We start from the raw sequence: 15,855 nt of genomic DNA, 5'->3' as shown, positions 1-15,855 counted from the left end.
CGTACGCCCCCGCATGTCCGGTCGCGACCTCCTCGACCGCGTCGACGGCATCGTCCACGAGGACACCCAGGTCCACGAGTACGGCGTCGACCTCACTGTCGCGGACGTCTCCGCGGTGGAGTCGCCGGGCCGCGTGGACTTCGGCGGCGGCGAACTCGAGCCCGCGGACCTGCGGCCGCTCGCGTCCAGTTGCCGGAACCCCGGCGACGACTACGAGTGGTGGACGCTCACCGGCGGCACGTACCTCGTCGAGTACAACGAGACGCTCACCGAGGGCGCGCCGCTGCGCGTGCAGACGCGCCGCGAACTCCGCGAACGCGGCGCCTCCCACCCCTCCGTCGCCACGACCGAACTCGGGCCGATGCCGCTGACGGTCGCGGACGGCGGCGTGAAACTCAAGGCGAACGCCAGAATCTCGACGCTGCTCGGCCGGTAGGCTGCGCGCTACGAGCGACGGAGCCGCCGCAGGACCGAGGCCGCCGCTGCGCCGAGCAGCGTCGCCCCGCCAGCCGCAGCGACGACCGCCCCCAGCAGTTGCGGCAGCGCTCCGACGACGGCGTCGCTGTGCGACGTTCCGACTTCGTAGGTCTCCTCGTCGTATCGGACGCGGTTCGGTATCTCCGACGCGACGCCCTGGAGGTGCTCGTCCGGCGTCTCGTAGCCGCCGAACTCGCCGGGGTCGACGGCGAGCAGGAACAGCGCCTGCTGGTCTCGGGGGAGGTCGGAGACGTTCGTCGCAGTCCCGTCGGCGTCCGGCGCGGGCTCGACGTCGATGCCGGCCTCGCGGTCGTACGTCGCCGCGTCGTACGCGCCGTACGCGTAGATACCACCGCCGACGACGAGCAACAGGGCGCCGACGACGACCGAGACGCGGACGGCGACTGTCTTCGGCATACCTGGTCGTGACAGGGGACGTGTAAGTGCTTTGTCTGCATCTCCAGCCGCAACGAGCATCCGCGAGCCGAGGGCGGCCGCAGGCCGCCCGCAGCGCAAAACGCGCGTGTGTTACGTGCCGTGCCGCCAGGAGTCCATGTACTCGGCCTGCTCCTCGGTGAGGGTGTCGAGTTCGATGCCCTCGGCGTCGAGTTTGATCTCGGCGAGCGTGCGGTCGAGGTGGTCGGGGACCTCGTGGACGCCGGCGTCGTAGTCGTCGCCGTTCTCGACGAGTTCGCGGACGGACACCGCCTGCACGCCGAACGACTGGTCCATGACCTCGACGGGGTGGCCGAGGCTGACGGGCGTGGCGAGGTTGACGAGGCGGCCCTCGGCGAGGACGTTGACGCGCTCGCCGGAGGGGAGCCGGTACTCGCGGACGCCGTCGCGGACCTCGCGCTCGCCGTCGGCGAGTTCGGCGAGCGCCTCGAGGTCGATCTCGATGTCGAAGTGGCCGGCGTTCGCCAGCACGACGCCGTCCTGCATCCGCTCGAAGTGCTCCTCGACGATGACGTCGCGGTTGCCCGTGGTGGTGATGAAGACGTCGCCGATTGCCGCGGCCTCGTCCATCGACATGACGTCGTAGCCCTCCATGTGGGCCTCGAGCGCGCGCCGCGGGTCGATCTCGGTGACGATGACGTTCGCGTTCTGGCCGCTGGCCTTCTTCGCGACGCCCTTCCCGCACTGGCCGTAGCCCGCGACGACGACGTCCTTGCCCGCCCACGAGAGGTTCGTGGTCATCGCGATGGAGGAAAGCGAGGACTCGCCGGTGCCGTGGACGTTGTCGAACAGCCGCTTCATCGGCGTGTCGTTGACCGCGATGACGGGGTACTCGAGGGCGCCGTCGTCGTCCATCGCGCGGAGGCGGTGGACGCCGGTCGTGGTCTCCTCGGTGCCGCCGACGATGCCGTCGACGAGCTCGGGGTAGTGCTCGTGGACGCGGAACACGAGGTCGCCGCCGTCGTCGACGGTGACGGTCGGCTCGTGGGCGAGCACGGCGTCGATGGCCTCGTAGTAGGCGTCGTCGTCGACGCCGTGTTTCGCGTAGCTCGTGATGTCGTCGTGGGCGTCCAGCGCGGCCGAGACGTCGTCGTGGGTCGACAGGGGGTTACAGCCCGTGATGGCGACCTCGGCGCCGGCCGCCGCCATCGTCTCGACGAGCGCGGCCGTCTTCGCCTCGACGTGCAGCGCCATCCCGACCGTCTCGCCGTCCAGGGGCTGGTCGGCCTCGAAGTCGGCGCGCAGCGACGCCAGGATCGGCATGTGCTCGAACGCCCAGTCGATCTTCTTCCGACCGGACTCCCGGGCGGACTCCACCGCCTCGAGGTGGTCGCTGATCGGCGACGCGGTTGTCATACCCGGGGCGAGGGCGACTGGACTCAAAACCCTACCGAAGCCGGTCACTGATCGGCCCGCGGCGCGGCCCACGACGGCGATTCGAGGAGGGGTCCGATGGCCTGTGGGCGCCGTCGCGGACGCCCCGCAGCGCGCCGGCGTGTGGGTCGCGAGCTCGCCACCGCGGCGGGCGAACCGACTCGTCGCTGTGTCCGGTGGGACGGTCGCTGCCGTCGGTCCGGCTCGTCGCCGCAGCAGGTCGCCGACCTGCACGCTGACGCACGGCGGCCACCAGAAAAAGTCCGGTGGCCGGAAACTGACTACTCGGGCGTCGGACCCGTCACTGCGCGAGGACGGACCCGGGACGCCACGGCGGCGGACCGCCGCCCCGCGTCGACCGCGAGAAAGCGACTGAACCGTCGACCGCGAGAAAGCGACCGAATCGTCGACCGCGAGAAAGCGACCGAATCGTCGACCGCGCGGGCGAGTCGCGAAACGGCGCTACGGCGGACCGCCGCCGTTGCCGCCGGCGTTACCGTTGCCGCCGGCGCCGTTGCCGGCGTTACCGTTGCCGCCAGCGTTGCCGTTGCCGCCGGCGCCGTTGCCGCCGTTCCCGCTGCCGCCGGGACCGTTCCCGGCCTCGCCGCTCTCGTCGCCGCCGTCGCCGTCGTCGCTGGCGTCGGCGCCGTTCCCGTTGCCGCGGTCGCCGTCGGGCCCGCGGTCGTCACCCTCGTCCTCGTCGTCCTCGGGCGGACCGGGGTCGACGTGGTCGGGGCGTTCGTCCGCACCGGGGTTGTTGTCGACGACGAACGCGGCGACCGCCTGGCCGCTCACGTTGCCCTCGGCCTGCAGCTGGTGGACGAACGCGGAGACGCGCTCGCCGAAGGAGGCGTCCTCGTCGCTGTCCGTGTCGTTCACGGCGGTCAGCGTCGCCGTCGTGGACGCGGTCCGGTTGCCCGCCTCGGCGACGACGTCGACGGTGACGTTCTGCTCGGGGGCGGGGAGGCCGACCGTGCCGTTCTCGCCGGTCTCGTAGTCGCCCTCGCCCGCGTAGGAGGCGTTGTCCTGCGCGGTCACCGACACCGAGGCGTTCGCGACGCCGGCGCCGCTGGCGTTCGTCACCGCCACCGTGCCGGTGCCGTCGTCGGCCTGCGCGACGTCCACCGCGAGGTCGGCCTCGTCGTCACTCGGCGCGACGAGGTCGAGTGTCGTCTCCGCCGTCGAGTTGCCCGCCTCGGCGGTCACCGACACCGAGACGTTCTGCTCGGGGGCGGGGAGCTCGACTGTGCCGTTCTCGCCGGTCGAGTGGTCGCCCTCGCCGGCGTACGTCGAGTTGTTCAGTGCTTCGACGGTGACGGACGCGTTCGCCACCGCGGACTCGTTCTCCGTCACGGTGACCGTGACGGTACCGTCGTCTGTCTGGTCGCCGCTCACGGCGAGGTCGCCCGCAGCCACTGCCCCACCCGGGACGGCTGCGAGGACCGCGACCGCGAGCGCAGCGACCAGGAGCGTGTGCCCTGGCTGCCGCATTGCGACCGGTTAGTTACCAGTCCTCCGTGATAAGTGAACGGGCAGAATCGGGCAGCGACTGCCGGCGGCCGCCGCACCGCCGCGGCGGTCAGTCCGCGCGCTCGGCGACCGCGGCCGCCCGGGACGCGGCGCGCTCGCGGACCGCCGCCTCGTCGAGGGGCAGGACCTCGCGGTCGCGCATGAGCACGTCGCCGTCGCAGACCGTGTGCCGGACGTCCTGGCCGGTCGCCGCGTACGCGAGGTTCGAGACGTGGTCGTGGACGGGCGTGAGGTGGGGCGCCGAGAAGTCGACGACCGCGAGGTCCGCGTTCGCGCCCGCCTCGATGCGCCCGGAGTCGAACCCGAGCGCTCGCGCGCCGCCGGCGGTCGCCATCTCGACGGCGGCCGCCGCGGGCACCGCCGACGCGTCGTCCGCGGCGAGCTTCCCGAGCATCGCGGCGTCCCGGAGCTCGTCGAAGAGGTCGAGGTCGTTGTTCGACGCCGCGCCGTCCGTCCCGAGCGCGACGTTCACGCCCGCCTCGCGCATCGCCTGGACGGGCGCCATCCCGGACGCGAGCTTCATGTTCGACGCCGGGCAGTGGACGACGCTCGTCCCGCGCTCGGCGAGCAGGCCGTGTTCGGTCGCGTCGGTGTGGACGCCGTGCGCGACGAAGTCGGCCTCGGTGAGCATCCCGAGGTCGTCGGCGTACGCCAGGGGGCGCTCGCCGCGCTCCTCGACGAGGGGGTCGACCTCGTCGCGGGTCTCGTTCGCGTGGAAGTGCAGCGGAATCCCGTGCTCGCGGGCCTCGCCGACGAACTCGCGGAGGTACTCCTCGCCGACCGTCGTGAGGCTGTGGGGCATGTACGCGGTCCGGACGCGGCCGTCCGCGGCGCCGTCGAGTTCGCGCGCCACCTCGACGCTCTCCTCGTTGTCCCGGTACGCGTCCCCGTCGTCTTTCCCGACCGTCACGACGCCGTGCCCGAGGCGCGCCCGCAGGCCGGCCTCGCCGACCGCCGCCGCGATCTCGGGGACGTGGAAGTACATGTCCGCGAACGCCGTCGTCCCCGACCGGATCATCTCGACGAGCGCGAGCTCGGCGCCGGCGCGCACGTCGTCGGCGGTGAGCTCCCCCTCCGCCGGCCAGATGTCCTCCCGCAGCCACGCGTCCAGCGGCTTGTCGTCGGCGTACCCCCGCAGCAGCGTCATCGCCGCGTGGCAGTGCGCGTTCACGAGCCCCGGCACCACCAGACACCCCTCGGCGTCCAGCACCTCGTCGCCCTCCGGCACGTCGCCCACCGCGAGAATCTCGCCGTCGCCCTGGTCGACCAGCACGTCGCCCTCGGTCACCGAGCGGTCCGGGTGCAGGAGGCGGCCGCCGGCGACTCGCAGCGTACTCATGCGGGCGGCTTCGACTGACGCCCTCGTATGTCTGTCGGGTTCGGCGCTCGTGTTCCGCCTCGCGGACGTCTTCGAGGACCACGGGGGCGCGGGCGCGCCGCCAGCCCCGTGTGTCGGCTGCGTTCGCGAGGGAAAACCTAGTTCCCGCCACCCGACGTAGGGGCCGGGTATGCGCATTGCCGTGCCCAACAAGGGCCGCCTGCACGACCCGACGCTGGAACTCCTCGACCGCGCGGGCATCGGCGTCGAGAACGGCGCCGAGCGCCAGCTGTACGCGGACACCGTCGACCCCGAGATCACGGTGCTGTACGCGCGAGCGGCGGACATCCCGGAGTACGTCGCGGACGGCGCGGCGGACCTCGGTGTCACGGGTCTCGACCAGGTGCGCGAGTCCGGCGCGGACGGCGTCGCGGACCTCCTGGACCTCGACTACGGGAAGTGCCGGCTCGTGCTCGCGGCGCCCGAGGACGGCGACATCACCGAGCCCGCGGACCTCGAGGGGAAGACGGTCGCGACCGAGTTCCCGCGGATCACCCGCGAGTACTTCGCCGAGGCGTCGGTGTCGCCGGAGGTCGTGGAGGTGACGGGGGCGACCGAACTCACGCCGCACGTGGAGATGGCGGACGCCATCGTCGACATCACGTCCACGGGGACGACGCTGCGCGTGAACCGGCTCGCGGTCGTCGACGAGGTGCTGGAGAGCTCCGTGCGGCTGTTCGGCCGCGAGGACGTCCTCGAGGACCCGAAGGTCGAGCAGGTGCGGACGGCGCTGCGGTCGGTGCTGGACGCCGACGGCAAACGCTACCTGATGCTGAACGCGCCCGAGGAGAACCTCGACGCCGTCGAGGACGTGATTCCGGGGCTGGGCGGCCCGACCGTCCTCGACGTCGACGAACCCGGGATGGTGGCGGTGCACGCGGTCGTCGCGGAGCGCGACGTCTTCGAGGCCGTCAACGACCTGAAGGCCGAGGGCGCCTCGGGCATCCTCGTCACGGAGATCGAGCGCCTCGTGGAGTAGCCGTCGGGTCCGCGGCGCCGCTACCGGAGGTAGTCGCCGGCGCGCTCGCCGAGCCGCGCGGCGGCCGCGGTGACGGGGTAGGCGACGAACCCGAGGACGCTGAGCGCGGCGAGCGCGATGGCGGCGAGCCGCAGCTCGTGGCCGGTCGCGCTCGCGAGCGCGAGGACGGCGGCGACGGTCGGCGACGCCCACGCGCCGGCGAGCCGCCGCGGACCGCCGAAGACGTAGTACGCCGACAGCAGGAGGACCGCCGCGATGCCGAACACCGCCGCGACGTCGGGACCGGGCGGCTTGACGAGGGCGGCGGCGTACGCGAGCGCGGCGGCCGCGAGCGTGAGGACGCTCGCGTGGAGAGCTTGCCGCTCGTAGTCGTTCATGCGTGGGGGTCGTCGCTCCCCGACCAAAAACGGGGGCGGGCGTTCTCTCCGCGTGCGAACTACCCGGGCGCGGTGCCGAGCAGCGCGAGCAGGTTCGCGACGAGCAACACGACGGCGAGCGTGACCACGTAGTGCATCACGACGACCAGCCCCGCGGTCCGGTACTTCACGCGGTAGACGGCGTGGACGGCGGCGAAGTCGGCGGCGAGGCTGACCGCGACGATGACCAGCGGGCTGTACCGGACGAGCGCGATGGTGGCGACGGCGGGCGCGAGGCCGACGAGGGCGGCGCGCTTCCACGGGACGTCGCCGAGGACGTACGTCGCGGCGACGTGTGCGGTGAACGTGAACAGCAGCCAGCCGCCGACGAACGTCGCGGCGTACTGGGTGAGCGTGCCGGGCGCGGGCTGGACGGTTGCGGCGAGCACCGCCTACTCGAGCAGGCCGAGTTCCTCGAGCCGGGAGACGATCTTGTCGACGGCGTGCTCGGCGTCCTCGGGCTTCTTCCCGCCGGTGATGACGAGCTTGCCGGAGCCGAACAGCAGCGCGACGACCTCGGGTTCGTCGAGGCGGTAGACCAGGCCCGGGAACTGCTCGGGCTCGTACTCGATGTTCTCGAGGCCGAGGCCGATGGCGATGGCGTTGAGGTTGAGCTGGCGGCCGAGGTCGGCGCTCGTGACGATGTTCTGGACGACGATCTCGGGTTCGTCCTCGACCTCGATGGAGAGCTCGCGGAGCTTGTCGAAGACGATGCGCAGGCTCTCGTGGACGTCGTCGGTGGACTTCGCGCCGGTGCAGACGATCTTCCCGGACCGGAAGATGAGGGCGGCGCTCTTGGGGTCCTGGGTGCGGTAGACGAGCCCGGGGAACTGCTCGGGGTCGTAGTCGGCGCCCTCGAGGTCCATCGCGACGCTCTGCAGGTCGAGTTCCTGACCGATACCGGTCGAGGCGACCACGTTTTCAATGTTTATGGTTTCCTTTGGGTCGGTCATCGTTCGACTTAAACGACGTATTTAAGGTTTATAAAGGTTGGCAGTCCGGGTAGTACCACCTCAAGTACGCGCCGCGGCCGGTAGCCTGATTGCCCGCGGGCGCCCACCTCGCGGCGTGTACGTCCTCGAACTCGGCGGCGAAGACGACGCGTTCGCCGCCGCGGAGGCGCGCGCCGCGGCCGCCGACGTCGACGTCGTCGCGCCCGGCCTCGCCACCGCCAGCGGCGTCGACCGCGAGCGGTTCCGCCGGCTCGCGTACGCCCACCGCGCCAGCGGGCTCGTCGCCGACGCGGAACCGACCGTCGAGGCCGCCGTCGACGCCCTCGGCGCCGCGGCCCTCGACCGGTCGGGAACCGTCGCGGTGCGCGCCCGCGACGTCCGGAACGCCGCCGGCGTCGACACCCAGGCCGCCGAGCGCGCGCTCGGCCGGGTCCTCGTCGACGCCGGCTTCGCCGTCGACCTCGAGGCCCCCGACCACGAACTCCGCGCGCTGTTCTCCCGGGACCGCGCGTTCCTCGGGTGGCTCGCCGCCGCGTCCGTCCGCGACTACGGCGACCGCAAGCCCACCGACCGGCCGTTCTTCCAGCCGGGGAGCATGGACCCCCTGCTGGCGCGCGCCGTCTGCAACCTCGCGCGCGTCGAGCCCGGCGACGTCGTCCTCGACCCGATGTGCGGGACGGGCGGCGTGCTCGTCGAGGCCGGCCTGCTCGGCGCGCGGGCGGTGGGCACCGACGCCCAGGCGAAGATGGTCGCCGGCGCCCGCGAGAACCTCGCCGCCTACGTGGACGACTTCGCGGTCGCGCGCGCCGACGCCACGCGCCTCCCGGTCCGGGACGACGCCGCGACCGCCGTGGTCTTCGACGCGCCGTACGGCCGCCAGTCGAAGATCGAGACCCACGACCTCGCGGACCTGGTCGGCGGCGCGCTCGCGGAGGCCCGCCGCGTCGCCGACCGCTGCGTGCTGGTCGCCGACCGCGACTGGCGCGCCGAAGCCCGGGCCGCCGGCTGGACGGTCACAGACCGGTTCGAGCGCCGCGTCCACCGCTCGCTGACGCGGTACGTGCTCGTGCTGGCGTGAGCCGAACCGCGGCCGCGCCACCGTCGCTCGCGCCGCGCTACCGGTAGCGGTCCGCCACGACGGCCACCGCGAACGCCGCCGCCATCGCCGCGAGCACGCTCCCGGTGTGGTCGCCGACCGGCACGAGGTCGAAGACGCGGATCGCGAGCACCGACAGCAGGTAGCCGAGGAAGCAGACGAACCACACGCTCTCGTAGGACACCGGCGGCTCGTCGCTGGCCGCCGCCCACCCGACTGCGAACCCGGGGCCGAGCACGACCAGCAGCCGCCACCACGGCGTCGCCGACCCGACGACCGCCTCCAGGGCCAGCGACACGGGCAGGGCGACCAGCAGCACCGCGCCGACGACCACGCCGGCGCGCTCGAAGGAGTCGGCCAGAGACACACGTCCACTCCGCAGCGCCGCGTTGAAAACTTGTCCCTTCCCGCGGGCGCTCGGGCCTCAGGCGTCCCGGCCGAGCTCCGCGAGCAGCCGGCCGAGCTGGACGCGGTCGCTGTTCCCCTGCGTGAGGTCGAACTCCACGTCGCCCGCGAGCCGGTGGAGCTCGGCGAGGTCGTCGCCGTCGTACCGCGACCGGCCGACGCGCAGCAGCTCGTCGAGGACCTCCTGGCCGCTGTACCCCTCGTCGACGAGCAGGTCGTCGAGGGTCTTCCGGGCGTCCGTGAACTCGCCGGCCTCCGCGTCGTCGAGCATCGACTCGATCTCGTCGTCCGGGCCGACGTCCTGCAGCGTCTCGTAGGCCGCCGTCATCGTCAGCTCGCCCGCCTGCTCGACGGTCGTCTGCGCGCTCAGGATCGCCGTCCGGAGGTCGCCGTCCGCGTAGCCGGCGACGAACTCCACGCCCTCCGCGTCGTAGGCGGCGCCCTCCGCGTCCAGGACGTCCGTCAGCACGCCCTGGATCTCGTCGGGGCCGGGAGCGCGCACCGACACGGGGAAACACCGCGACCGGATCGGCGGGATGAGCTTCGACGGCTGCCGGGTCGCGATCACGAACTGGGTCGCCTCGTGGTGGCGCTCCATCACCCTGCGCAGCGCCTGCTGGAAGTCCTCGCGGATGGCCTCCGCGTTGTCCAGCAGGATGGTGTTGTAGTCCCCGGAGACCGGCGGGTAGCTCGCGGACTCCTTGAGCACGTGGTTGATGAGGTCGGCCTTCGAGGAGTTCCGGCGGCGCTTCGCGGAGATGAACTGCGAGAACCGCGGGTCCTCGCTGACTTCCTTCTTCGTCATCCCGAAGAAGTCCCGGACGTTCAGCTCCACGAGGTCGTTGTCCGGGTCGGCGTGCGCGTGCTCGGCGAGCGCGCGCACCGCCGCCGTCTTCCCCGCGCCCCCGGGCCCGTAGACGACGAGGTTCACGGGCTCGTCGGTGGCGTCCCGCAGGCGCTCTCGCACGTCCGCCTGCGGGAGGTCGGACAGCGACGGCGCGTGCGCGTCGATCCACAGCGGCTCGTCCATTACCCGCGACTAGCCGGTACGGGGCAAAGAAAGAGTCGGTCCGCGGCGTCCGGTCGCGGCCGTCGGCTCCCGGCGCGCGCTCGCTGCGCGCTGGAACGGTCGCGTCCGGTGTGACCTCACTCCTCGTCGTCCTCGTCCTCGTCGACGAGCGTCATCGTCGCGTCGTCGACGACGGGTTCGCCGTCCGCGACGTAGGGGCCGTCGTCCTCGCCGTCGGCGTCGACGAAGTCGAAGGTCTCGTCGCCGGTGGTCTCGAGGTGCGGCATCGCTACGAGGACGTCGCCGTCCGCGAGCTCGGCGTCGTCGAAGTCCGCGCCCTCGACGCCCTCGTACAGCGGCACGGTGACGTCCGCGTGGTAGCCGGGTTCGAGGTACTCGGAGACGCCGACGACGCTGCCGAGCGCGTCGCCCTCGAGGAGGCCGCTGTCGTGGACGGTGACGTAGCCGCCCTCGGGGAGGAACACCGCGTCGACGGTGACCGTCTCGCCGTCGCTGTCCTGGTCGTCGAAGTCGACCGCGGCGCTGTCGCTGACGGTGATGGTCGTGAACTCGCTGGAGTTGGCCGTCGTCACGCCGTGGATGTACTCGTCCTCGGCGACGCCGCTGGTGTCGACGTCGAACGTGACGGTCTCGGTCTCGCCGGCCGGCACCGTGACCGCCTGGTGGACGACCAGGTCGACGGCCCCGCCCTCGAGGCGGAACGCCACGTCCTCGGTGCGCTCGTCGTCGTCGGTGTTGCGCAGCGTGGCGTTCACCGTCACCGTCTCGTTCGTGGTGGCGTACGGGGGCGCCGTGAGGTCGTCGACGACGAGGCCGCGGTCGGCCCGCTCGCCGTCGCCGTCCTCCCCGGCGAACGTCACGGTGGCCTCGTCGGTGACCACGGTCTCGTTCGCGACGTAGGGGCCGTCGTCCTCGCCGTCGCTGGCGACGAAGTCGAAGGTCTCGTCGCCGGTGGTCTCGAGGTGCGGCATCGCGACGAGCGTCTGCTCGCCGGTCGGCGCGGCGTCCTCGAAGTCGACGCCCTCGACGCCCTCGTACAGCGGCACCGTCACGTCGTCGTGGGTGCCGGGTTCGAGGTACTCGGAGACGCCGACGACGCTGCCGAGCGCGTCGCCCTCGAGGAGGCCGCTGTCGTGGACGGTGACGTACCCGCCCTCGGGGAGCGTGACGCTCTCCACGGTGACGGCGCCGTCGTCGACGGACTGGTTCGAGAACGTCACGGACGCGTTCGCGGGCTGGACGGCCGTCGCGGCGTCTGCGGCCGGCGCGCCGCCGACCGCGGCCGCGTCGCTCGTCGCGTCGGTGCTCGGTGCGTGTGCGGCCGCGGCGGCGCCGCCCCAGAGGGCGACCGCCGCGGCGACGGTCAGGACTGCGAGGGTGTGGGGTTTCATGCGTCGACCCGTTCCCGCCGACGGCCGACCTATCCATAAACGGACTAGACTGTTCCTCCAGTTCGACGAGCCTACCGCGCCCCTGGAGCCCGAAACGCGAACGTACTCTCGGAAATGTGGACTTACTCCGCGACAGGCTCGGCGTACGAGCGCGCGAGCGGCGTCTCCCCGCGACGACGTCGGACCCGGGACTGCGGTGACGTCGGTTCCCTCGGGGGACTGCGCAGCGTCGACTCCCTCGGGACGCCGCGGCAGCCTCGGCTCCCTCGGGACGCCGCGGCAGCGTCGACTCACTCGAGGCACGCGGCGCCGGGGGTTCGCATCGGTGGGGTTTTGCGCACGGCCGTTCCACCGTCCCCCATGACCCTCGACGTGACGTTCCTCGGGACGAGCGGCGCCGTCCCCACCACGGAACGCAACCCCAGTTCGGTGTTCGTCCGCCGGGAGGGCGACGCCGTCCTCTTCGACGCCGGCGAAGCGACCCAGCGCCAGATGATGCGCTACGGCACCGGCTTCGACGTCTCCGACGTGTTCGTCACGCACGCCCACGGCGACCACGTGTTCGGGCTGCCCGGCCTCGTCCAGACGTGGGACTTCAACGACCGCAGCGACCCCCTCACCATCCACGTCCCCCGGGGCGTCCGCCGCAGCGTCGAGGACCTCGTGTTCGCCGTCGGCGACGACGTCGGGTACCCCGTCCGCATCAGCGAGGTCTCGGCCGGCGACACCGTCCTCGACCGCCCCGAGTACGAGGTGCGCGCGTTCGACACCGCCCACCGCACCACCTCCGTCGGGTACGCGCTCGTCGAGGACGAACGCAAGGGCCGCTTCGACCGCGAGAAGGCCGAGGAACTCGGCGTGCCCGTCGGCCCGAAGTTCTCCCGCCTCCACGAGGGGTCGCCGGTCGAACTCGAGGACGGCACGGTCGTCCGCCCCGAGCAGGTCGTCGGCGACCCGCGACCCGGCCGGAAGCTCGTCTACACGGGCGACACGCGCCCCCACGACCCCGTTATCGCGGCCGCCGAGGGCGCCGACCTCCTGATCCACGACGCCACGTTCGCCGACGACGCCGCCGGCCGCGCCGCCGACACCGGCCACTCGACGGCCGGCGAGGCCGCCGAGGTCGCCGCCGCCGCCGGCGCCCGGGCGCTCGCGCTCACGCACGTCTCCTCGCGGTACGCCGGCGACGCCCGCGAACTCCGCGAGGACGCCGAGGCCACGGGCTTCGACGGCGAGGTGTTCGTCGCTCACGACGGCCTCGAGTACGGCGTCCCCTACCCGGACGCCGACTGACCGCGCCGTCCGGACGGCGCCGCGCTCACGGCGACGGCGGACTGGCGAGGTCGTCGACCGCCGCGAGCGCCGCCGCGACGAGCGCCTCGTCGTACGTCCAGGCGCCGCGGAACGCCTCGCTGCCGGTCTGTTCGGCGACGAGCGCGCACTGCTGGTCGGCGTCCCCGCCGTCGAAGACCACGAACCAGTACTCGCCGACGTCCGGGTGTGCCGTCTCGCGGACGGCGACCCCGTCGGGCGCCCGCTGGCCGCCGTCGCCGGGTTCGACGTAGACGGTGACCTCGAGGTCGGTCTCGGCGGCGAGCCGCCGGTAGCGGTCTGCCTGCTCCGCGAACGCCGCCCACGTCTGGAAGCCGGCGTGCAGCTCGCCGCGGCCGGTGCGGTACGCGCGGTCCTCGATCTCGACGGCCGTCGACAGCAGCTGGCGCCTCGAGAGCGACGCGAACACCGCGTCGTCGAGCAGCTCGTGGAGCGCGTGCCGGGCGGCCGCGTCGCCGGCGTCCCGCCGCCCCGGCGCCGCGAAGAACGCCTCGAGGTCCGCGAGGTCGACCGCCGCGCGGAAGTCGCCGTCCTCGCGGACCGTCACGTACGGCGCCTGGCCGGGGTCGACGTCGCCGCCGCCGACCACCTCGACGTTCCGCGTCTCGAAGCGCTCCGGGAGGTCGCCGGGGTCGGCGCCGTGCACGACCAGCGTCTTCCGCCGGCGGCGCGCCGCGTCCAGCACGTCGGCGAGCGTCATCTGGGGTGGACAGTTGGCGCGGCCGCCACTTACCTGTTTTTCACGGCCGCCGGCGCCACCCGCTCCGCACGGTCCGTCGACTCCCGTTCGATTCGCGGACCCCGGTCCCGGCCCGTCGCCCTCGTGGGCGGCCCGGCGCCCCCGGGGCCGGCCCGCCGTGCACTTATTAGCGCTCGCGACCTACCCGTAGTAACGTGAGTACCCGCACGAGCGCCCTCGACGCTCGGGTCTTCGGCGTCGACGTGCAGAGCGGTGACGTGCGCGGGGACGCTCCCTCCTACGCGCTCGTCGTCTTCGACGGCGAGGTGGTCGAACGGGACGTGGTGAGCCGCCGGAAGCTGCTTCGCCGCGTCGACGGCGAGGAACCCGCCATCGTCGCGACCGACAACATGTACGAGCTCGCCGCCGACAAGGACCAGCTCGTGCACCTGCTGCGCGGGCTGCCCGAGGAGACGAAGCTCGTCCAGGTCACCGGCTACGAGCGCCCGGAACCACTCTCGCGGGTGGCCAAGCGCCACGGCGTCCCCTACGGGAAGCCCGCGATGGAGGAGGCCGAGGCGGCCGCCAGGCTCGCCGCGCGGAACGTCGGCTACGAGGTGTCGGCGTTCACGAACGAGACCACCGTGAAGGTCTCCCGGGGCCGCTCGACGGGCGGCGGTGGCGGCTGGAGCGAGGACCGGTTCACGCGCCGCATCCACGGCTCCGTGAAGCGCGCCGCCCGCGACGTCCAGGCGGCCCTCGAGGACGCCGGCCTCGAGTACGACCGCGAGGTCACCGAGAAGTACGGCGGGTACGCCAACGCCGTGTTCACGGTGCAGGCCCGCCCCGAGGACATCCCCGTGAGCAGCCGGCGGTCGGGGGACACGCGCGTCGAGGTCGAGCCCGTGCGGCGGGACGGCATCGAGTTCGTCCCGCTGGCGCGGCGCCGCGACCGCGTGTTCGTCGGCGTCGACCCCGGGACGACGACGGCGGTCGCGCTCGTCGCTCTCGACGGCCGCGTGCTCGACGTGACGAGCACCCGGACGGCGGACACCGCGGCCGTCATCGAGTGGATCATCGAGCGCGGCCGCCCGGTCGTGGTGGCGGCGGACGTGACGCCGATGCCGAACACCGTCGAGAAGATCCGCGCGAGCTTCGACGCCGCCGCGTGGGTGCCGGACTCGGACCTCCCGGTCGACGAGAAGCAACACCGCACTCGCGAGGAGGGCTACGAGGACGACCACCAGCGGGACGCGATGGCGGCCGCGCTGTTCGCCCGCGACGACCACCGCGACCAGATCCGGCGCGCCACCGAGCAGACGCCGCCGGACGTCGACCGCGGCGAGGTGGTGGCCCGCGTCGTCGGCGACGACGAACCCCTCACCGCCGTCCTCTCGGACCTCACGGCGACCGAGGAGCCCGAGGCGGACGACGTCGAGCACGACCCCCGAGAGCTCACCGAGGAGGAGCGACGCATCCGCGACCTCGAGGCCCAGGTCCAGCGGCTGCAAGACCACGTCGCGGACCTCGAGGCCGAACTCGACGAGAAGGACGACGAACTCGCGGCCTACGAGGAGGAGCTCTCCGAGGCGAGACGCGAGGAGCGCAGGGAGGCCCGCGAGCGCCGCGAGCTCGCGCAGCTCCAGTGGGACAACGACCGCCTCGAGACCGAACTCGAGGACGAACGCGAGCGCGCGGACGAGCTCGAGGCGAAACTCGAGCGGCTCAAGGACCTCTGGAAGCTCGACCACTCGAACCTCGGGGACGTCGACGGCGGCGGCGACCTCGTCGCCGTCAAGCCCGTCGACCAGTTCACCGTCGACGCCATCGAGGCCGCCGACGACGAGTACGGCATCGCCAGCGGCGACGTCGTCTACCTCCGGGACGCCTCCGGCGCCGGCCGCCGCACCGCGGAACTGCTCGCGTCCTTCGAGCCCCGGGTCGTCCTGCGCTCGGGCGGCCTCTCGGACGCCGCCGACGAGGTGCTGTTCGAGCACGAGATCCCCGTCGGGCCGGCCGACGACGTCACGATCCGCGAGGTCGACGAACTCGCGATCGCCAGCGAGGACGACGTCCAGGCCGTGCTCGCGGACTGGAGGGAGCGGAAGGCCGAACGCGAGCGCGAGCGCAAGGAGTCGATGGTCGACTCCATCATCAGCGAGCACCGCGCGGACCGGGACTAGCCCACTCCGCTCCCGCCGTCGCGGACGGGGTCGTTGCTGGCGACGCCTCGGAAGCCCCGGCGCGCTCGCAGCCTGCGACTCGCTGCGGTCCTCGGTCGCCGGCCTGCGGTCCTCGCGTCGTCTCGCCGAGCGAGCGCCGCCCCTTTCAGTCCCGTCCGCTACCGGCCGTCGGGCCG

16 protein-coding genes are annotated in these 15,855 nt (G+C 72.8%); 5 read left to right on the top strand and 11 right to left on the bottom strand.

Translation table 11 applies throughout. The features are described from left to right. Positions 1–13: 13 nt before the first annotated feature. The gene (locus U5911_RS04240) at positions 14–436 is read left to right on the top strand and encodes a dCTP deaminase/dUTPase family protein (protein WP_336035541.1); all 423 of its coding nucleotides are present in this window, start codon (positions 14–16) and stop codon (positions 434–436) included. Positions 437–444: 8 nt separating this feature from the next. On the opposite strand, the gene U5911_RS04235 is transcribed toward U5911_RS04240, so the two are convergent. The 4 genes from U5911_RS04235 to U5911_RS04220 all read right to left on the bottom strand — a co-directional run bounded on the left by U5911_RS04235 (position 445) and on the right by U5911_RS04220 (position 5,176). Next, positions 445–894 carry a DUF7979 domain-containing protein gene (locus tag U5911_RS04235; protein ID WP_336035539.1) on the bottom strand — a complete coding sequence of 150 codons (450 nt, stop codon included), beginning with the start codon at positions 892–894 and terminating at the stop codon, positions 445–447. A 111-nt stretch (positions 895–1,005) separates the two neighbouring features. Continuing rightward, positions 1,006–2,289, bottom strand: a complete 1,284-nt coding sequence (locus U5911_RS04230; RefSeq protein WP_336035537.1) for an adenosylhomocysteinase — start codon at positions 2,287–2,289, stop codon at positions 1,006–1,008. A 480-nt stretch (positions 2,290–2,769) separates the two neighbouring features. Then, positions 2,770–3,798 carry a hypothetical protein gene (locus U5911_RS04225; RefSeq protein ID WP_336035536.1) on the bottom strand — a complete coding sequence of 343 codons (1,029 nt, stop codon included), beginning with the start codon at positions 3,796–3,798 and terminating at the stop codon, positions 2,770–2,772. An 88-nt stretch (positions 3,799–3,886) separates the two neighbouring features. Beyond that, positions 3,887–5,176: an amidohydrolase gene (locus U5911_RS04220; protein WP_336035534.1), complete on the bottom strand. Its 1,290-nt coding sequence runs from the start codon at positions 5,174–5,176 to the stop codon at positions 3,887–3,889. A 169-nt stretch (positions 5,177–5,345) separates the two neighbouring features. On the opposite strand from U5911_RS04220, the gene hisG reads away from it, so the two are divergent. Then, positions 5,346–6,194: an ATP phosphoribosyltransferase gene (gene hisG, locus U5911_RS04215; RefSeq protein ID WP_336035532.1), complete on the top strand. Its 849-nt coding sequence runs from the start codon at positions 5,346–5,348 to the stop codon at positions 6,192–6,194. A 20-nt stretch (positions 6,195–6,214) separates the two neighbouring features. Here the strand turns inward: hisG and U5911_RS04210 are convergent, their stop codons facing one another. Genes U5911_RS04210 through U5911_RS04200 form a run of 3 tightly spaced genes read right to left on the bottom strand, consistent with a single transcriptional unit; the run spans position 6,215 to position 7,563 of the window. Beyond that, on the bottom strand, positions 6,215–6,571 hold the full coding sequence (locus U5911_RS04210) for a hypothetical protein (protein ID WP_336035531.1): 357 nt from the start codon (positions 6,569–6,571) through the stop codon (positions 6,215–6,217). Between the two features lie 59 nt (positions 6,572–6,630). Continuing rightward, the gene (locus U5911_RS04205; protein ID WP_336035530.1) at positions 6,631–6,999 is read right to left on the bottom strand and encodes a DUF7473 family protein; all 369 of its coding nucleotides are present in this window, start codon (positions 6,997–6,999) and stop codon (positions 6,631–6,633) included. A gap of 3 nt (positions 7,000–7,002) precedes the next feature. Further along, positions 7,003–7,563 (bottom strand): TATA-box-binding protein, encoded by a 561-nt coding sequence (locus U5911_RS04200; protein WP_059057913.1) that lies wholly within the window; start codon positions 7,561–7,563, stop codon positions 7,003–7,005. A 115-nt stretch (positions 7,564–7,678) separates the two neighbouring features. On the opposite strand from U5911_RS04200, the gene U5911_RS04195 reads away from it, so the two are divergent. Further along, positions 7,679–8,641 carry a TIGR01177 family methyltransferase gene (locus U5911_RS04195; RefSeq protein WP_336035527.1) on the top strand — a complete coding sequence of 321 codons (963 nt, stop codon included), beginning with the start codon at positions 7,679–7,681 and terminating at the stop codon, positions 8,639–8,641. A gap of 37 nt (positions 8,642–8,678) precedes the next feature. Here U5911_RS04195 and U5911_RS04190 read toward each other — a convergent pair whose 3' ends face one another. The 3 genes from U5911_RS04190 to U5911_RS04180 all read right to left on the bottom strand — a co-directional run bounded on the left by U5911_RS04190 (position 8,679) and on the right by U5911_RS04180 (position 11,485). After that, complete coding sequence (locus U5911_RS04190; RefSeq protein ID WP_336035525.1) at positions 8,679–9,026, bottom strand: hypothetical protein; 348 nt, start codon at positions 9,024–9,026, stop codon at positions 8,679–8,681. 57 nt (positions 9,027–9,083) lie between these two features. Beyond that, positions 9,084–10,094 carry an AAA family ATPase gene (locus U5911_RS04185; protein ID WP_336035524.1) on the bottom strand — a complete coding sequence of 337 codons (1,011 nt, stop codon included), beginning with the start codon at positions 10,092–10,094 and terminating at the stop codon, positions 9,084–9,086. Positions 10,095–10,210: 116 nt separating this feature from the next. Continuing rightward, positions 10,211–11,485: a DUF7282 domain-containing protein gene (locus U5911_RS04180; protein ID WP_336035522.1), complete on the bottom strand. Its 1,275-nt coding sequence runs from the start codon at positions 11,483–11,485 to the stop codon at positions 10,211–10,213. Positions 11,486–11,845: 360 nt separating this feature from the next. Between U5911_RS04180 and rnz the strand changes: the two genes are divergently transcribed. After that, complete coding sequence (rnz, locus tag U5911_RS04175) at positions 11,846–12,778, top strand: ribonuclease Z (protein WP_336035520.1); 933 nt, start codon at positions 11,846–11,848, stop codon at positions 12,776–12,778. A 25-nt stretch (positions 12,779–12,803) separates the two neighbouring features. Here rnz and U5911_RS04170 read toward each other — a convergent pair whose 3' ends face one another. Next, positions 12,804–13,517 (bottom strand): DICT sensory domain-containing protein, encoded by a 714-nt coding sequence (locus tag U5911_RS04170; protein ID WP_336035518.1) that lies wholly within the window; start codon positions 13,515–13,517, stop codon positions 12,804–12,806. 194 nt (positions 13,518–13,711) lie between these two features. Here U5911_RS04170 and U5911_RS04165 point away from each other — a divergent pair, with 194 nt between their 5' ends. Then, positions 13,712–15,679: a DUF460 domain-containing protein gene (locus U5911_RS04165; protein WP_336035516.1), complete on the top strand. Its 1,968-nt coding sequence runs from the start codon at positions 13,712–13,714 to the stop codon at positions 15,677–15,679. Positions 15,680–15,855: the final 176 nt, after the last annotated feature.

This window comes from Halobacterium yunchengense (genome assembly GCF_037031165.1).
Lineage (GTDB): Archaea > Halobacteriota > Halobacteria > Halobacteriales > Halobacteriaceae > Halobacterium > Halobacterium yunchengense.
The sequence above is the reverse complement of the archived record's forward strand: the minus strand, read 5'-3'. Positions and strand labels throughout refer to the sequence as shown.